The sequence below is a fragment of the Halorarum salinum genome (genome assembly GCF_013402875.1).
Classification (GTDB): Archaea; Halobacteriota; Halobacteria; order Halobacteriales; family Haloferacaceae; genus Halorarum; species Halorarum salinum.
In genome coordinates this window covers 2393343-2409079 of record NZ_CP058579.1, presented here as the reverse complement: position 1 = coordinate 2409079, position 15737 = coordinate 2393343, and the positions used below count along the sequence as shown (strand labels likewise).

At 72.0% G+C, this 15737-nt stretch carries 18 protein-coding genes; 8 read left to right on the top strand and 10 right to left on the bottom strand.

Annotated features, from left to right (window positions below; translation table 11 throughout):
* Nucleotides 1–336 precede the first annotated feature (336 nt).
* On the top strand, nt 337–1092 hold the full coding sequence (locus tag HUG12_RS11840; RefSeq protein ID WP_179268969.1) for a ribonuclease H-like domain-containing protein: 756 nt from the start codon (nt 337–339) through the stop codon (nt 1090–1092).
* 54 nt (nt 1093–1146) lie between these two features.
* Here HUG12_RS11840 and HUG12_RS11835 read toward each other — a convergent pair whose 3' ends face one another.
* Nucleotides 1147–1341 (bottom strand): DUF5800 family protein, encoded by a 195-nt coding sequence (locus HUG12_RS11835; protein WP_179268968.1) that lies wholly within the window; start codon nt 1339–1341, stop codon nt 1147–1149.
* Nucleotides 1342–1469: 128 nt separating this feature from the next.
* Here HUG12_RS11835 and HUG12_RS11830 point away from each other — a divergent pair, with 128 nt between their 5' ends.
* From HUG12_RS11830 to HUG12_RS11815, 4 genes are all read left to right on the top strand, one after another.
* Nucleotides 1470–1835, top strand: a complete 366-nt coding sequence (locus tag HUG12_RS11830) for a hypothetical protein (RefSeq protein ID WP_179268967.1) — start codon at nt 1470–1472, stop codon at nt 1833–1835.
* A 39-nt stretch (nt 1836–1874) separates the two neighbouring features.
* Complete coding sequence (locus HUG12_RS11825) at nt 1875–2111, top strand: hypothetical protein (protein ID WP_179268966.1); 237 nt, start codon at nt 1875–1877, stop codon at nt 2109–2111.
* A gap of 123 nt (nt 2112–2234) precedes the next feature.
* Nucleotides 2235–3416 (top strand): redox-regulated ATPase YchF, encoded by a 1182-nt coding sequence (locus HUG12_RS11820; RefSeq protein ID WP_179268965.1) that lies wholly within the window; start codon nt 2235–2237, stop codon nt 3414–3416.
* 137 nt (nt 3417–3553) lie between these two features.
* A complete protein-coding gene (locus tag HUG12_RS11815; protein WP_179268964.1) occupies nt 3554–4297 on the top strand; it encodes a proteasome assembly chaperone family protein in 744 nt (247 codons plus the stop codon).
* Between the two features lie 57 nt (nt 4298–4354).
* Here the strand turns inward: HUG12_RS11815 and HUG12_RS11810 are convergent, their stop codons facing one another.
* From HUG12_RS11810 to HUG12_RS11790, 5 genes are all read right to left on the bottom strand, one after another.
* Entirely contained in the window at nt 4355–5473 is a 1119-nt protein-coding gene (locus HUG12_RS11810; protein WP_179268963.1) for a pyridoxal phosphate-dependent aminotransferase, read from the bottom strand.
* Nucleotides 5474–5525: 52 nt separating this feature from the next.
* Complete coding sequence (locus HUG12_RS11805; protein ID WP_179268962.1) at nt 5526–6308, bottom strand: ABC transporter ATP-binding protein; 783 nt, start codon at nt 6306–6308, stop codon at nt 5526–5528.
* Nucleotides 6299–7096 (bottom strand): ABC transporter permease, encoded by a 798-nt coding sequence (locus HUG12_RS11800; RefSeq protein WP_179268961.1) that lies wholly within the window; start codon nt 7094–7096, stop codon nt 6299–6301. Before HUG12_RS11800 ends, HUG12_RS11805 begins: the two co-directional genes overlap by 10 nt.
* Complete coding sequence (locus HUG12_RS11795) at nt 7096–8208, bottom strand: ABC transporter substrate-binding protein (protein ID WP_179268960.1); 1113 nt, start codon at nt 8206–8208, stop codon at nt 7096–7098. Before HUG12_RS11795 ends, HUG12_RS11800 begins: the two co-directional genes overlap by 1 nt.
* A gap of 196 nt (nt 8209–8404) precedes the next feature.
* Nucleotides 8405–8557 (bottom strand): hypothetical protein, encoded by a 153-nt coding sequence (locus HUG12_RS11790; RefSeq protein ID WP_179268959.1) that lies wholly within the window; start codon nt 8555–8557, stop codon nt 8405–8407.
* Nucleotides 8558–8685: 128 nt separating this feature from the next.
* On the opposite strand from HUG12_RS11790, the gene HUG12_RS11785 reads away from it, so the two are divergent.
* Both HUG12_RS11785 and HUG12_RS11780 read left to right on the top strand, forming a co-directional pair.
* A complete protein-coding gene (locus HUG12_RS11785) occupies nt 8686–10029 on the top strand; it encodes a DEAD/DEAH box helicase family protein (RefSeq protein WP_179268958.1) in 1344 nt (447 codons plus the stop codon).
* 183 nt (nt 10030–10212) lie between these two features.
* Nucleotides 10213–11205: a sodium:calcium antiporter gene (locus HUG12_RS11780; protein ID WP_179268957.1), complete on the top strand. Its 993-nt coding sequence runs from the start codon at nt 10213–10215 to the stop codon at nt 11203–11205.
* Nucleotides 11206–11312: 107 nt separating this feature from the next.
* Here HUG12_RS11780 and HUG12_RS11775 read toward each other — a convergent pair whose 3' ends face one another.
* Nucleotides 11313–11696 carry a hypothetical protein gene (locus HUG12_RS11775; protein WP_179268956.1) on the bottom strand — a complete coding sequence of 128 codons (384 nt, stop codon included), beginning with the start codon at nt 11694–11696 and terminating at the stop codon, nt 11313–11315.
* A 131-nt stretch (nt 11697–11827) separates the two neighbouring features.
* Between HUG12_RS11775 and HUG12_RS11770 the strand changes: the two genes are divergently transcribed.
* Nucleotides 11828–13363 (top strand): DUF790 family protein, encoded by a 1536-nt coding sequence (locus HUG12_RS11770; protein ID WP_179268955.1) that lies wholly within the window; start codon nt 11828–11830, stop codon nt 13361–13363.
* A 67-nt stretch (nt 13364–13430) separates the two neighbouring features.
* On the opposite strand, the gene HUG12_RS11765 is transcribed toward HUG12_RS11770, so the two are convergent.
* The 3 genes from HUG12_RS11765 to HUG12_RS11755 form a co-directional block, all read right to left on the bottom strand.
* Nucleotides 13431–13994: a DUF2243 domain-containing protein gene (locus tag HUG12_RS11765; RefSeq protein ID WP_179268954.1), complete on the bottom strand. Its 564-nt coding sequence runs from the start codon at nt 13992–13994 to the stop codon at nt 13431–13433.
* A gap of 145 nt (nt 13995–14139) precedes the next feature.
* Complete coding sequence (locus HUG12_RS11760; RefSeq protein WP_179268953.1) at nt 14140–14673, bottom strand: DUF7122 family protein; 534 nt, start codon at nt 14671–14673, stop codon at nt 14140–14142.
* Nucleotides 14673–15602: an RsmB/NOP family class I SAM-dependent RNA methyltransferase gene (locus HUG12_RS11755; RefSeq protein ID WP_179268952.1), complete on the bottom strand. Its 930-nt coding sequence runs from the start codon at nt 15600–15602 to the stop codon at nt 14673–14675. Before HUG12_RS11755 ends, HUG12_RS11760 begins: the two co-directional genes overlap by 1 nt.
* Nucleotides 15603–15737: the final 135 nt, after the last annotated feature.

Here is a 15737-nt window from a genome sequence, read left to right as displayed (position 1 = left end):
ACCTTGCGTATCGTTCCGGCTTTCCTTCGCCGCTTCGAAAGCTGGTGTTGTGGTAACACAACCTATTTTTTCGTTTCCGAGAGAACTCTTGGGTATCGACGTGATACGGAACCCCTACCGCGGTGCGTGACGATGCTGAAATCCCGGCGCACGTTCACCCGTGTCGGAGACGATCGAGGACCAGCGGGTCATCGCTCGCGTGGTGCGGACGAGGGGCCAGCACCGACGGTCCCGCGCCGGCCGGTCGGGGCACCGCCGCCGGGCCGGTCCCGAACGTTTACGAGCGAGAGGGACCCACGCTCCGAGTACGCCACGCGCGGTCGCGTGGGAGGACGAATGCGAATCGAAAACAGCTTCATACCGGTTCGAGGGGTCGGAACGGCGACCGAGCGGCGCCTGTGGGAGAGCGGCGTCACCGAGTGGGACGAGTTCGGCGGTGCTTCCGTCCGGGGAGTCGGGGCCACCACCGCGGGTCGCATCGAGTCGTTCATCGACGAGGCGGCCGAGCGGCTGGACGACGGCGACGCCCGGTTCTTCGACGCCGCCTTCCCGAGCGGCGAGCGCTGGCGGCTCTACGAGAACTTCCGGGAGTCGGCCTGCTTCTTCGACATCGAGACGACGGGGCTCTCCCAGGACCGGGACCGGGTCACGACGGTCACGTTCCACGGCGCCGGCGGGACGACGACGCTCGTCCGCGGGCGCGACCTGACGCGCGAGGCCGTCCGCGACAGGCTGGACGACGCGGACCTGCTCGTCTCGTTCAACGGCAAACGGTTCGACGCGCCGTTCCTCGAGGCGTCGTTCGACCTCGACGTGGACACGCCCCACCTCGATCTCATGTACCCGTGCCGGGCGCTCGAACTCACGGGCGGGCTCAAGCCCGTCGAGCGGGAACTCGGCGTGGCCCGCGAGGGGCCGGACGTCACCGGCCGGGACGCCGTCAGGCTCTGGTACGAGTACGAGGACGGCGACGAGTCGGCCCTGGAGACGCTCGTCTCGTACAACCGCGACGACACCGTGAACCTCCGGACGATCGCGGACGAGGTGACGAGCCGTCTCCACCGCGAGACGTTCCCGTCGGTCGACGGCTGACGGGACGGCCACGGCGTGGGCGGTACGCGAGAGACGGACGGTCGCGGTCGGGCGCTACAGGATGTCCCCGATGCGGCGCGGTTCCCCGGAGAGGGACGGCCCCTCCTCGATCAGCTTCAACACCTCGTGGTCGGTCACGTCCACGTAGGGCTTCCCGGTCGCCTCCTCGACGAGTTCCTTTTCGAGCCTGAACTCGGTCCCCTCGTAGGCGACGTCGACCCCGGTCTCGTCGAACGAAAGTGCGGTCATGCCCCCCGATTGGGAGCCGTCGCTTAAAAGCACGGCCGTCCGGATCCCGGCGGCGGATCGGCGCGTGAGACGACAGGTCGGCCGGAGCCACCTACAGTTATGTCACTGGAACACTGCCTCTCGGCAGTATGGACGGCGACTTGACCGAGGGGCGCTCGCTCCGCTGGCGGTCGGTGACGACGCTCGCCGAGCGGTCCCGGCGGGACTGCCGGGAGTTCGACCCGGAGGCGGCGACGCCCGCGGACGCCGTCGGCGAGGGGATCGAACCGCTACTCACCGAGTACGTCCGGTGTCGACGGGAGGACGTTCGGCTCTCCTCCGTCGAGCGGTCGCTCCTCGAGGGGGCGCTCAACGACTGGCTCCGGGCGTACGCGGCGACCCGCGGGCTCCCCACCTTCGAGGGGACCGCGTTCTCGGTCCACGAGCTCGCCATCGAGTACGCGCGGACGGGGGAGACGGCGGCCGCGGTGCGGCACCTGTTCAGCGAGCGGTGAACGAGGTCGGGTTCTCGGGTCAGGTGGACGTACAGGCCGGTGGCCAGCAGGAGCGCTCCGAGTCCGACGCCGGCGAGCGCCGCCCATCCGGATGCGAGTCCCTCCCGCCGGAGCCCCGCCGCGGTCGCGGTCGCGACGGCGCCGAGCAGGATCGGTCCGACCGCCAGCCAGGTGCTCGGCTCCGAGGACGCGCCGTCGTGGCCCGGGTGTGCCGCCGCCCGGCCGGCCGAGACGGCCAGCGCGAGGACGACCGCCGTCGCTCGCGCGGCCACGTGACGCGCCAACCGGCGTCGGTCGGGGGGAGTCACGGCGACGGGTTCGGGGCGCGCCCCCGTGGGGGTTGCGGTTCGTCGCCGCCGACCGAAAGGCGCTTCTCCGGGCGGGGGCCTACTCCGGGGCATGCTCTCGGTCGCGCTCGCGGGCAAGCCGAACGCCGGTAAGTCCACGTTCTACAAGGCGGCCACGATGGCGGACGTGGACGTCGGCAACTACCCGTTCACCACCATCGACGCGAACCGCGGCGTGACCCACGTCCGCACGGAGTGTCCGTGCCTGAGCCGCGAGGAGCGCTGCGGCAACGAGAACTGCCGCGACGGGAAGCGGTACGTGGCGGTCGAGTTGCTCGACGTCGCGGGGCTGGTTCCCGGCGCCCACGAGGGACGAGGGCTGGGCAACCAGTTCCTCGACGCGCTCACCGACGCGGACGTCATCCTCCAGGTCGTCGACGCCGCGGGCGCGACGAACGCCGAGGGGGAACCCGTCGAAGTCGGCGAGTACGACCCGGTCGAGGAGGTCGACTTCGTCGAGGAGGAGATGGACCAGTGGCTCGCCGGCATCGTCGACCGGAACTGGGAGTCGATCGAGCGGAAGTCGCGCTCGCCGGACTTCGACGTCGACGAGTCCCTGACGGAACTGCTCACCGGGTTCGGCGCGACCGAGTACGACGTGACGGCGGTGCTCCGGGGGATGGAGTACCCGGAGGACCCCATCCAGTGGACCGACGAGCACCGTGAGCACCTCGCGCGCGAGGTGCGCGCGCGGACGAAGCCCATCGTGCTCGTGGCGAACAAGGCCGACATCGCCCCGGAGGGGAACGTCGAACGGCTCCGCGGGACCGACAAGCCGGTGATCCCGACCACGGCCGACGGGGAACTCGCGCTGCGGAAGGCCGCCGAGGCCGGCGTCGTCGACTACGACCCCGGCGACGAGGACTTCGAAGTGGTCGGCGAGGTGAGCGACGCGCAGGCGGCGGGGCTCGAACGCATCCGCGAGGTGATGGCCGAGTTCGGGGGGACGGGCGTCCAGACCGCCCTCGACGAGGCCGTCTACGGCCTCCTCGACCGGGTTACGGCGTACCCGGTCCAGAACGAGACGCGCTGGACCGACGCGCGGGGGAACGTCCTCCCGGACGCGTTCCTCCTGCCCCGCGGGAGCGGCCCGCGCGACCTGGCTTACGCGGTCCACACGGACATCGGGGACGGGTACCTCCACGCGGTGAACGCCCGCACGGACCGCCGGATCGGCGAGGACTACGAACTGGCGGAGGGCGACGTGATCAAGGTCGTCTCGACGGCGAACTGACGCCGGTCGGTCGACGGACGGTGGTGGAACGACGGCCCGGCGGCGGACGACGTCCCCACGGCGAACCGAGCACCCGGCGGGCCGTGAATCGACGGACTGGCCGGTAGCTCTTTTCGTCCAGTGACCGAACCGTCTGTATGGTCGAGGTCAGGACCGAGGGCGACGCATCGCTCGAGAACCCGTTGCTCGTGGAGGGGCTCCCCGGCGTCGGACTCGCCGGAAAGATCGCGGCCGACCACGTCCGCGACCAGTCGGACGCCCGCTACTACGGCGAGCTGACGGGGGAGGACCTCCCCTCGGCGGCCGTCTTCACCGAGGGCGACCGCGAACTGCACTCGCCGGTGCGGCTGTTCGTCGACGAGGCGAACGACCTGCTCGTGCTCTCCGGGGACGTGCCCCTCGAGACCATCGACGCCGACGCGCTCGCGGCCGCGCTCACCGACTGGCTCGACGAGGTGGGCGCGACGCCGCTGTACCTGAGCGGCCTCCCCACACAGCGCGAACCGGACGACGTCCCCGAACTCTACGGCGTGGCGACCGGCGACGGGGGCGACCTGCTGGAGGAGACCGGCGTGTCGAGCCCGGCGGCCGACGGCCTCATCCACGGGCCGGCCGGCGCGCTGTTGAGCGCCGCGAAGGACCGCGGGCGGGACGCCTGCGGGCTGATGGTGGAGACCACCCCCAAGTTCCCCGACCCGGAGGGCGCACACGTGCTCGTCCGGGACGGGATCGCGCCGCTCGCGGGCGTGGAGATCGACACAGACCCGCTGGTCGAGCGCGCCGACGAGATCATGGAGCAGCGCCAACAGCTCGCCCAGCGCATCCAGCAGGCCTCCGGGGACGACCAGTCGCGCGCGTCGACGACCGGGATGTTCCAGTGAGCGACCGGGAAGCGTCCAGTACGCCGGCCGTCGGGGCGGCCCGGCGGGGGCGGCCGCCTATCGAACGGCCGACGCCGCGTCCCCCATGACGTCGAGCGCCTCCCGGAGGTCCGCCTCGGCGGTCGCGTAGGAGATCCGCGCGTGGCCCGCGCCGCGGGCGCCGAACGCCTCGCCCGGGACGATCACGACGCCGCGTTCGATGCACTCCTCGACGAACCCGTCCGGGACCCTCGGCATCGCGTAGAAGGCACCCTGCGGGGTCGGGCACTCGAGGCCGGCCTCGGCGAGGCCGTCGAGGACGACGTCGCGACGGCGCTCGAACGAGTCGCGCATCTCCCCGACGACGCCCTGGGGGCCCGAGAGCGCCGCCTCGGCGGCGAACTGTGCCGGGGCGGACGCGCAGGCCTGCGCGTACTGGTGGACCCGCAGCATCCGTTCGATCCGGTCCGACGCGCCCGTCACCCATCCGAGCCGCCACCCCGTCATCGAGTACGCCTTGGAGCAGGCGTTGACGACGACGACGTTCTCGCGCTCGTACTCCAGCGGGGAGCGATGCGTGCCGTCGAAGACGAAGTGCTCGTACACCTCGTCGGAGACGCACAGCACGTCGTGCTCGCGCGCGATGCGGGCGAACTCCCGCACGTCCGCCTCGCTCGCGACCGCCCCCGTCGGGTTCGCGGGCGAGTTGACCACGAACGCCGCCGTGTCCTCGGTGAGGGCCTCCTCCACGGTCGCGGGGTCGAGCGTGAGGTCCTCCCGGAGCGGCACCGGAACGGGCTCGCCGCCGGCGAGTTTCGTCAGCGCGTCGTAGGAGACGAACCCGGGGTCGGGGATCACGACCTCCTCGCCGACGTCGACGTGGGCCTCCAGCGCGAGGTGGAGCGCCTCGGAGCCGCCGGAGGTGGCGACGACGTCGCCGGGGTCGACCGCGACGTCCTGGTCGCGCTCGTGCTTGGCGGCGATGGCCTCGCGGAGTTCGAGCGTCCCCTTGTTCGACGTGTAGCCGTCGGTGCGGCCGTCGCGGATGGCCTCGATCGCCGCCTCCCTCGCGTGGGCCGGCGTCGGGAAGTCGGGCTGGCCGAGCCCCAGGTTGATTGCGTCCTCGCCGGCCGCCTCGAACACCTCGCGGATGCCGCTGATGGAGATCCGTTCGACGCGCGAAGAGAATCCCGTCATGTGCTACCAGATGGGTGGAGCCCAGCCGCATTAAGCTCCCGTTCGCCGCCGCTCAGTCGCGGAAGTGCGAAAGCACCCGATCCTCGACCGCGGTGAACGCCTCGCCGGTCCGGTCGCGCGGCCGCGGCCGGTCGACCGGAACGAGCTCCGCGACCGATCCGGGGCGGTCGGTGAGCACCACGATGCGGTCGGCGAGGTAGACGGCCTCCTCCACGTCGTGGGTGACGAAGAGGACGGTCTTCTCGGTTCCCTCCCAGATGTCGAGCAGTTCGGCGTGGAGCGTCGCCTTGGTTCGCTCGTCGACGCTGGCGAACGGTTCGTCCATGAGCAGGATCGGCGGGTCGACCGCGAGCGCGCGGGCGATGCCGACGCGCTGGCGCTGACCGCCCGAGAGACTCTTCGGATAGGCGTCCGCGAACTCCGAGAGGCCGACGAGGTCCAGACAGTGACGGGCGCGCCCCTCGACGGTGTCGTCACCGGGTGTCCCCACCTCCTCGAGTCCGTAGGTGACGTTCCCGAGGACCGTCCGCCAGGGGAACAGCGCGTCGTCCTGGAACACCATCCCGCGGTCGGGGCCGGGCCCCTCGACCGGCCGCCCGTCCACGGTCACCTCGCCCGACGTCGCGTTCTCGAGGCCGGCGACGATGCGGAACAGGGTGCTCTTGCCACAACCTGACGGCCCGACGATGCAGACGAACTCGCCGCGGTCGACCGCGAACTCCACGCCGTCGAGGGCCCGAAGCGCCTCGCCCTCGGGATCGTACACCTTCGAGACGCCGTCGAACTCGACCGCCGGGGCGGCCTCCTCCCGGCCCGCGTCCGACGTCAGCGCCATCGGAGTGCCCTCCGCTGGACGAGCAGCACCAGCCTGTCGGTGAGCAGGAACAGCACCCCGATGACGAGCATGTAGGCGACGACCACGTCAGTCGAGAGGAAGTTCGACGCCTCCCAGAGGTGCCGTCCGATTCCGGGCGCGCCGATGAGTTCGGCCGCGACCACCACCATCCACGCCTGGCCCGCCGCGGTCCGGAACCCCGTGAACAGGTCCGGGAGTGCGCCGGGAAGAACGACCCGCCGGATCAGCCCCTGGCCCGAGTTCGTCCCGAGCGACCGGGCTACCTCCAGCAGCTCCGGGTCGATGCCGTGGACGCCTCCCTCGGCGTTGTAGTACGAGATCCAGAAGGCGACGATGCTCACGAGGAAGGCCGCGCTGGCGTGGTCGAGCCCGAACCAGATGATGGCGAACGGAATCCACGCCAGCGGCGGCACCGGCCGGAGCACCTGCGCGACGGTTCCGAGCGTGAGTTCGGCGGTCCGGCTCCACCCCACGGCGACGCCGGCGGCGATGCCGAGGCCGCTGCCGACGAGGAGCCCGGGGACGTAGTGGCGGAGGCTCTGGCCGACGAGCAGGAACAGCTGGCCGGAGGCGACGTCCGACGCGAGCACCCGCGCGACCGCCGGCGGCTCCGGCAGGATTCGCGCCGGGCTGGCGAGCGCGACCACCCACCAGACCGCGACGAACGCGGCGAGCGCGCCGACCTGCAGGAGGAGCCCGTGCACGTCGTCGAGGTCCCACACCGCGTCGGGGACGTTCCCCCAAGTGCTGTCGGTTCGCTGGGCCATCACTCGAGCTCCTCGTAGAAGCTGTGGTCGAACACGTCGTCCTCGGAGAGGTCCCCGTCCACCTTCCCGATCTCCCGGTGGTAGTCGTTGTACACGAGCGTCTTGTCGACTATTTCGTGCGGGTCGGCGACGAACGTCGAGGCGTCCGAGCGGATGGCCCGTCTAGCCACCTCGGGCGGGAGGACGTCCTCGCCGACGGACGCGCTGGCCATATCGGCCGCCCGCTCGCGGTTCCCGTGGATGAAGTCCGTGGCGCGAACGTGCTGTTCGACGAGCGAGGAGACGAGGTCCGGGTGTTCGTCGACGAGTCGCTGGCTCGGCTGGAGCACCGCCCCGGGCTGGCCGGGCATGATGTCCCCGGCGTAGCGAATCGTCCGCATCCCGTCGGTCTCGCCGTGAAGCACCGTCCGGATGGGCTCGATGACGCTGCCGCCGTCGACCTCCCCCGCGACGAGCGTCGAGCGGAGCGCGCTCGCGCCCATCCGCTTGACGTCGACGGCCTCCTCGAGCGGGAGGCCGAGTCGCTCCTCGATCCAGTAGCGGAAGAACACGTCGGGCGTGGAGCCGCTGGGGAGGGTCGCGAACGTCGGCTTGCGGCCCTCCTCCTCGCGGAACACGCGGAACGCGTCCTCGCCGTGCTCGTCCCAGTAGCCCCGGAACCGCGAGTCGGCGACCATCACGTTCGGTTCGAGCACGTTCGCCGCGACGACCTTCGCGGGAACCCCCTTCCCGATGGCGATCGTTCCCGGGCTGATGCCGACGTACGCGAAGTCGATCTCGCCGCTGGAGAACGCCTGGATGACGCCCGGACCGCCGCTGAACGTCTCCACGTTCACGTCGACGTCGAGCGCGGCGTCGTACCAGCCCTGCTGTTCGATGACGAACCACTGCATCATCGGGAAGACGTTCAGCGTGCCGAGGGTGATGCTGTCGGGCGTGCCGCCGCCACCGAGGCCGAGACAGCCCCCGAGGCCCGCGAACGAGGCCGCTGCCGCGCCGCCGACGGACCTGAGCAGGTCCCGCCGTCGCGGTCGTCCGCTCGGGGTCGAATCGGTCCGGCCGTCCGCCGCGGCGTCGGCCCGTCCGTCGGGGGGTCCGGTCGATCGGTTCATGAGGACTCTGATACCGGGCCATAGCGGCCCCACGTTTAACCGTCGCGAGGTGTCGGAAATCGGTTCCGCGGCCCCAGACGCCGCTCGCGGGGGCGTTTGGAGCGAACGCCCCGGTAGGCGTACCGTCGGCGGGGGCCCGCGACCCAGCCCCCGTCCGAGGTATCGGTAGATGTTTCCTGTTCGTCGTCCGTTCGTCTCACTCCCCCTCGACCGTGGCGTCGCGGAGGTCCTCGACGGCGTTCGAGAGCCGCGACAGCGCCGCGTCCGCGTCCATGTACCCCTGCTCGTACTCGCCGAGCACGTCGTCCGCTTCCGCGAGGAACGCCTCGACCGCCTCGTCGTCGCTCATGGGCGGATTTCGACCGGGTGGTACGTGGATGTTGTGCTCGAACGCCGAGGCCGGGTTCCGCTCGGGAAAGCCGACCGACCCGTCCATCACCCGGAGGGAATAAGCGCCGACGCCGACTACCGCCGGCAGTGACCGTCACGCTCCGGTTCGAGGAGGGGGCCGTCGTCGTGGACGGCGACGACGTCGACCCGAGCACGCTCCCCGGCGTCGAGTACGACGGCCGGACGGGGAGCCACCGCGCCCCCGCCCACCGCTACCGCGAGGTCCGCGAGGCCCTCGACGAACGGGGCGTCCACGTGGACGACCGGGTCCGCCCCGCCGACTCCCTCGACCTCACGCTCCGCTACGACCTCCGGGACTACCAGGCGGACGCGCTCGCCGCGTGGCACGGGGCCGGCGAGCGGGGCGTCGTCGAACTCCCGACGGGCAGCGGGAAGACCGTGCTAGCGCTCGCGGCGACGGCCGAACTCGGGGTGCCGACGCTCGTCGTCGTCCCAACGGTCGACCTGCTCGACCAGTGGCGCCGCGAACTCGAGTCGGAGTTCGGCGTCCCGGTGGGACGGTTCGGCGGGGGCGAGCAGCGCGCGGAGGCGCTGACCGTCGCCACCTACGACTCGGCGTACCTCCGCGCGGAGGACGTGGGCGGCGACTTCGGCCTCGTCGTCTTCGACGAGGTTCACCACCTCGGCGGCGAGGGCTACCGCGACGTCGCGCGGCTGCTCTCGGCGCCGGCGAGGCTCGGCCTGACCGCGACGTTCGAACGGCCGGACGGCGCACACGAGGTCGTCGCGGACCTCGTCGGCCCCGTGGCGTTCGAACTGGACGCCGACGCCCTCGCCGGGGAGCATCTCGCGGAGTACGAAGTCAGGAGGATCGAGGTACGGCTCTCCGAATCGGAGCGAGAGGCGTACGAGCGCGAGCAGGGGACGTTCGTCGACTACGTCCGCGAGGCGGGCATCACGTTCTCCTCGGGGAGCGACTACCAGGAACTCGTGTACCGCTCGGGGGGCGACCCGCGGGCCAGGGAGGCGCTGCTCGCCAAGCAGCGCGCCCGCGAGGTGATGATGAACGCCGACGCGAAGCTCGCGGAGCTGGAACGGATCCTGGACCGCCACCGCGGCGAACGGGTCATCGTCTTCACGGCCCACACCGACCTCGTCTACCGGCTCTCCGAGCGCTTCCTGCTGCCCGCCATCACCGGCGAGACGGGCGCGGCCGAGCGACGCGAGAACCTCCGGCGGTTCCGCGAGGGGGAGTACACCCGCGTCGTCTCCGCGAACGTGCTTGACGAGGGCGTCGACGTGCCGGACGCGAGCGTCGGAGTCGTCATCTCGGGCACCGGCTCCGAGCGGCAGTTCACCCAGCGGCTCGGGCGGATTCTCCGCCCGACGGACGACGGCGGGGGGGCGGTCCTCTACGAGCTCGTGACCGCGGACACGGCCGAGGAGAGCGTCGCCGAACGGCGGCGGTAGCCGGGAAGGGTTCGGGATCACCGTTCTGCGGGACCCGGCGTCACGGGAGCTGTGAGCTCACCTCGGTGTACGACTCCACCGCGGGGACCCCCCGTCACGACGGGATCCTCGGTCGTTCGCGCATTCGAACCGCCTCCCCGATGCCACAGTTATCAGTCCGGCGACTGTGGACACCGTACGGAGATGCTTCAAGCACCGCTCGTCCACCTCGGCGTCCTCCTCGTGACGGTGGCGGGGCTCTGGATCGGGGCTCGCCTGCTGGTCGATGCGGCCGTCCGGCTCGCCCGACGGGTCGGGCTCTCCGAGCTCACGATCGGACTCACAGTCGTTGCGGCCGGAACGTCGACGCCGGAGCTGGTGGTGACGACCGACGCCGCCCTCAAGGGGTTCGGGGAGATCGCGGTCGGGAACGTCATCGGCTCGAACGTCTACAACCTCGCGTTCATCCTCGGGGTCGTCTCGCTGGTCAGGGTCGTTCCGATCGATCGGTCGCTCGTGCACCGGGACGGCGTCGCGCTGATCGCCAGCACGCTGATCGGGTTCGCGGTCGTGTCGGATCTCCGGGTGTCGCGTGCCGAGGGCGTCGTCCTCCTCGCGCTCTTCGCGCTGTACACGGGGTACCTGATACGCACCGGAACCGACCCGACGCCCCCGGGGGCGAGTCCGACCGTGCCGGCGGACCCGCCTGGCGGACTGATGGGACGTGTTCCGCTACCGGAGCGCGGGACCGGTCGCGACGCGCTGTCGCTCGCGGCCGGCCTCGGGCTGGTCCTCGTCAGCGGCGACGTCATGGTGGGTACGGCGACCGAACTCGCGCGGACCGCCGGCGTCTCCGATTGGGTGATCGGCGGGACGATCGTCGCGGCGGGCACCTCGACCCCCGAGTTCGCCGTCTCGCTCGTCGCGATTCGCCGCGGCAGCCTCGGCGTCTCGGTGGGGAACGTCGTCGGGAGCAACGTCTTCAACCTGCTGGGCGTGCTGGGGGCCGCGGCGGCCATCCGCCCGCTCGCGGTCGGCGACGCCGTCCTCGGGAGCATGGCCTGGCTGACCGCCGTCGCGACGGTGATGGTCGCCGCCCTCTGGACGGGCCGTGCGCTCTCGCGCGCGGAGGGCGGGCTGTTCGCGCTCTCCGAGGTCGCCCGGTGGACGCTGGGGCTGCTGGGCCCACCCGGGTAGCGACGACCGTCCGGTCGCCCGGGCACGGCGGGAATGGGGGTCCGCCCCGGATCGATGCGGGCGGACCGTCCGAAGGACGCCACAGACGCCACACCGGGAGCGGGCGCTCACTCGACGTCGACGCGGAGCGAGCCGTCCCGGGCGAACTCCCCGTAGTCGAGTTCCGTCGCGAGCGACAGCTCCTCCGACTCGCCCGGTTCGACGGTGACCTCCGCGCTGACGGTCGTCCCCTCCCCGCCCGCGCTCGCCTCCGCGACGACGGTTCCGGTTCGGGCCTCGCCTGTCCGGTTCTCGACGGTCACGCGGACGACGAGGCTCCCGTCGTCGCCCTCCTCGTCGACCAGTTCGGCGATCACGAGCCCCTCGGGGGAAGCGCTGGTCGGTTCGGGGGAGGGCGGGGGCGTCCGGGGACCGGACGGCCGGGTGACGTCGGTACAGCCGGCGCCGGCGACCAGTCCCGCGAGGCCGACGAGCACGCCGCGGCGCTTCATACCGGCCACTGATTCGCACCCGGCATGAGCCTTGTCCATTCGCGCCCGACGGGCGCATCGGGCTCCGGGCCGGCGGCCGCTACGGAGCCCGGACCGCGGCGACTTTACCCCCCGGCCGGCTACCCGCGGGCGTGCTGCGAAAGGACCTCCTGCGCGTCTCCCGCCGCGGCGGGAGCTACCGGCCGGAGTTCGTCGCCGGCGACGACGACGCCCGGGCGCTCGCGGCCCGCGTCCTCGGGACGTTCCAGGGTCACGTCGGGGAGCCACGACGCGCGCTGGAGGCCGCGCTGACCGACCTCGAACGGGACGCGCCGGACTTCAAGCTCGTCAGGGGGTTCGCCGCCCTGCTGGAGCGGGAGGCGACGTTCGAGACGCGGGCCCCGCTCCCGCCCGAGCGCGCCCGCCGGGCCGCCTTCGAGGCGGCCGAACGCGTCGGCGCCGCGGACGAGTCCGAGCGCGCGGCGGCGCTCGCGGCGGCCGCGGACCGCCTCGGGACCGACGCGGAGGCCGTCGAGTCGTCGCTGTTCGCCGACCGGGAGCCCGAGCGGGTGCTCGCGGCGTTCGACGCGCGATGGGACCCGGACTCGCTGTGCGAGCAGTACGACCTCTCGCTCGCACAGACGGCGCTGTTCGACGCGACGGAGGTTCGGGTGCGTTCGGCGGACCCGAAGGCGCTCGTCTCGGCGGCCAAGCGGCTCGGGTTGCTGTACGAGGTGGTGCGCACCGACGAGGGGCGGGAGCTAGTCGTCACCGGGCCGGACGCGTTGTTCCGCCGTAGCAGGCGCTACGGGACCGCGTTCGCCCGCCTCCTCCGGACGGTCGCCGGGGGCACGACCGACTGGACGCTGACCGCGACCGTCGACGACCGGGGAACCGAGCGGGAGCTCCGGCTCACGGACGCGGACGTGTCCGTCCCGGGGACCGAACCCCTGGCGGAGCCGGCGTTCGACTCGGGCGTCGAGGCCGACTTCGCCGCGCGGTTCCGCGCGCTCGATCTGGACTGGACGCTGGTTCGGGAGCCGGAGCCGCTGGAGACGGGGAACCGGGTCATGATCCCCGACTTCTCCTTCGAGTACCGCCACGCGGACTACCACGTGTTTTTTGAAGTGATGGGGTTCTGGACGCCCGAGTACGTCGAGAAGAAGCTCTCCCAGCTCGAGGCCGTGGAGGACGTCGACCTCCTCGTCGCGGTGGACGAGTCGCTCGGCGCCGGCGAGGCGGTCGAGGCGCGGGACCACCGGGCCGTCCCCTACTCGGGTACCGTCCGGGTGAAGGACGTGGTCGACGTCCTGCGGGAGTACGAATCGGAACTCGAGGCCGAGGTGACCGCGGACCTCCCCGGGACGCTCGCGCCCGACGCCGACGTGGTCGCGCTCGAGGCGGTCGCGGCCGACCACGGCGTCCCCGCCGACGCGCTCGAGGACGTGTCGTTCCCGGACCACGAGCGCGTCGGGGGGACGCTCGTCCGGCCGGCCGTGCTGCGGTCGGTCGGCGACGAACTCGACGCCGGAATGGCCTACGCGGAGGCGGAATCGGTCCTCGCGGAGCGGGGCATCGCGGATTCGAGCGCCGCGCTCTCGGCGCTCGGCTACCGGGTCGAATGGGAGGGGCTCGGCGGCGGGACGCTGCGGGAGAAGGCTGGCGACGGTACGGACGAACGGCGGTAGTCGGTCGTCGAGCCGCTGTCCGCGGAGTCGGGTCCGAGGCGCCGTCCGCCCGCACGCGCCCCGGATCTCAGTCGACTTCCTCCCGTTCGGGTTCCTCACGGCCGGCTTCCTCTCGGTCGGCCCCCCTCGTCGGGGAGGCGGCGTCGTCGCCCCGAACGACGGCGTATCCGCCGGCGACGAACAGCGCGCCCCACGCCAGAAACGCGACGTCCCAGAGGATCACCGGGCCGGGGCCGGCCGGCCACACGTGGTGGATGCCGAGGAGGTGGTGGTCCACGATCCCTTCGATCAGGTTGAAGAGGCCCCACCCGATAATCGTCGACCCGAACAGCGTGCGACCCGACGCGGGGACGGCCGGCCGTCGCCACGCCCGCCAGAGGAATCCGACCCCCAGGACCGTGAGGACGTACGTCACGGCGTGGAAGAGGCCGTCGGCCATCACGTTCAGTTCGAGGTCGCCCGCGACGGTCGGGTCCGGGTGGGACGAAACCATGTGGTGCCACTGGAGGATCTGGTGGAGGACGATCCCGTCGAAGAACCCGCCCAGCCCCAGACCGAGAAGGACCCCGGCCTGGACGAGCGGTTTCGCGCGTCGCCGTAGCCCCAGCCACGTCCCCTCGGGGTCGTCCATACTGGAACCACGGTGAAATCGCGGAAAAGCGTAGTGCCGGCAGTAGCCACGGGGCGTCCCACACGCGGCTTCCTGTACGGGCGATCCCGTCGGCCCGGAGTCACGGATCGAACGGACGAGGCGGCGCTCGCGCCCGACCGTCGCGCTACCGACGGCGGTGGCGCTCCGGCAACTCCTCCTGGTACCCCTTCGGAACCACGGAGCGGAGTTCGTCGTAGAGGTACAGTCCGACGCCGATCGGTTCCCGCCCGCCCGCGATGTCGTGGGTCGCGATCAGGTAGCCCCAGTCGCCGTCCCAGTCGGGAAGGTCCTGGTCGTGGCCGGCCGCGAACGCCCGGGCCTCGCCGGGCGGGAGTTCGATCACGTTCCGCGTCGCCAGCCGGCCCCAGCGCATCGCCGCCGTCGTCGTCGGCTTCCAGTGCTCCTGTCTCGTCCTGAGGAAGGTGATGCCGACGCCCTCGCGCGCCTGGGGGGTCGGGAGGTCGGCCGCGAACGCCCAGAGCTTGCCGGCTCCCTTCTCCCAGAAGGTGTAGCCGTCGAACGTTCCCGGCGGGATGTCGAACCGCTCCTCCCACCAGTCGAGCACCTCCGCGCGCGTCGCGCGGCCCTCGACCTCGCGCTCGGCGGCGGTGGCTGGGAGGCGGTCGAACCGCTGGCCGTCGTTTCCGTCGGGGGCCATCAGCCCGCCACCCCCTCCCCGCCGCCGCCCACGCGGAGCTTCGCCAGGAAGAACCCGCCCGTGTCGTTCAGGTGGGGGTACACCCGGGTCGCCCGCCGCACCTGCGGGTCGTACGTCTCGTCCTCCCACTCGGTGACGCCCGGCGCCGACTCCAGCGGGGAGTCCCACTCGAGGACCTCGCAGTCCTCCTCGGCGAGCACGTGGTCCAGGACGGCCTCGTTCTCCTCCGGGGCGAAGGTGCAGGTGGAGTAGATGACCGCTCCGCCGGGTCTCGTCGCCTGCACGGCGCGCCGCAGGATGCCCTTCTGGATCCCCGCGACCCGGCGGACGTGATCGAGCGTCCACGCGTCCAGCGCGTCCGGGTTCTTGCGGACGGTGCCCTCACACGAGCAGGGCGCGTCCACGAGCACCCGGTCGAACTCGTCGAAGTCGAAGCCGTTCAACGAGTAGTTGCGCGCGTCCTGGTGGTCGACGACGAGGTTCGTCACGCCGAGGCGTTCGGCGTTGTGCCGGAGCGCCGAGATGCGCCCGAGGTTCGTGTCGTTGCCGACCAGGGTGCCGCGGTCCTCCATCAGCCCGGCGAGCTGGCTCGTCTTGCTCCCCGGCGCCGCGCAGGTGTCGAGCACCCGCTCCCCCGGTCGCGGGTCGAGCGCGAGCGCGGGGAGCGCGGAGACCTCCTCCTGCCCGTGGACCCAGCCGTGGGTGTACGGCCACGTCGTCCCCGGGGAACGCCCCTCGAGGCGGAAGACCCCGTCGTGCCAGTCCGCGCGCTCGTAGCCGGTCCCCTCCTCGTCGAACGCCCTGGCGACGCGGGCCGGGTCGGCCCGGATGGAGTTCGTCCGGACGACCGAGGGGAGCGGCCGCTCGCAGGCGGCCCGGAACGCCGCCTCGTCCCCGACGAGGGGCGCGTAACGGTCGAGCGGGTTCATGGCCCGGGGTTCGACGGGGGACCGTTTGTCGGTTTCGACACGGCGGCCGTGGGGCGGCCGTCGACCGACGGTCGGCGAACGGGCGCGGGGTCGAGGCGGCGGTCGCGGCCGACCGCACGTGGCGCATATTTACGG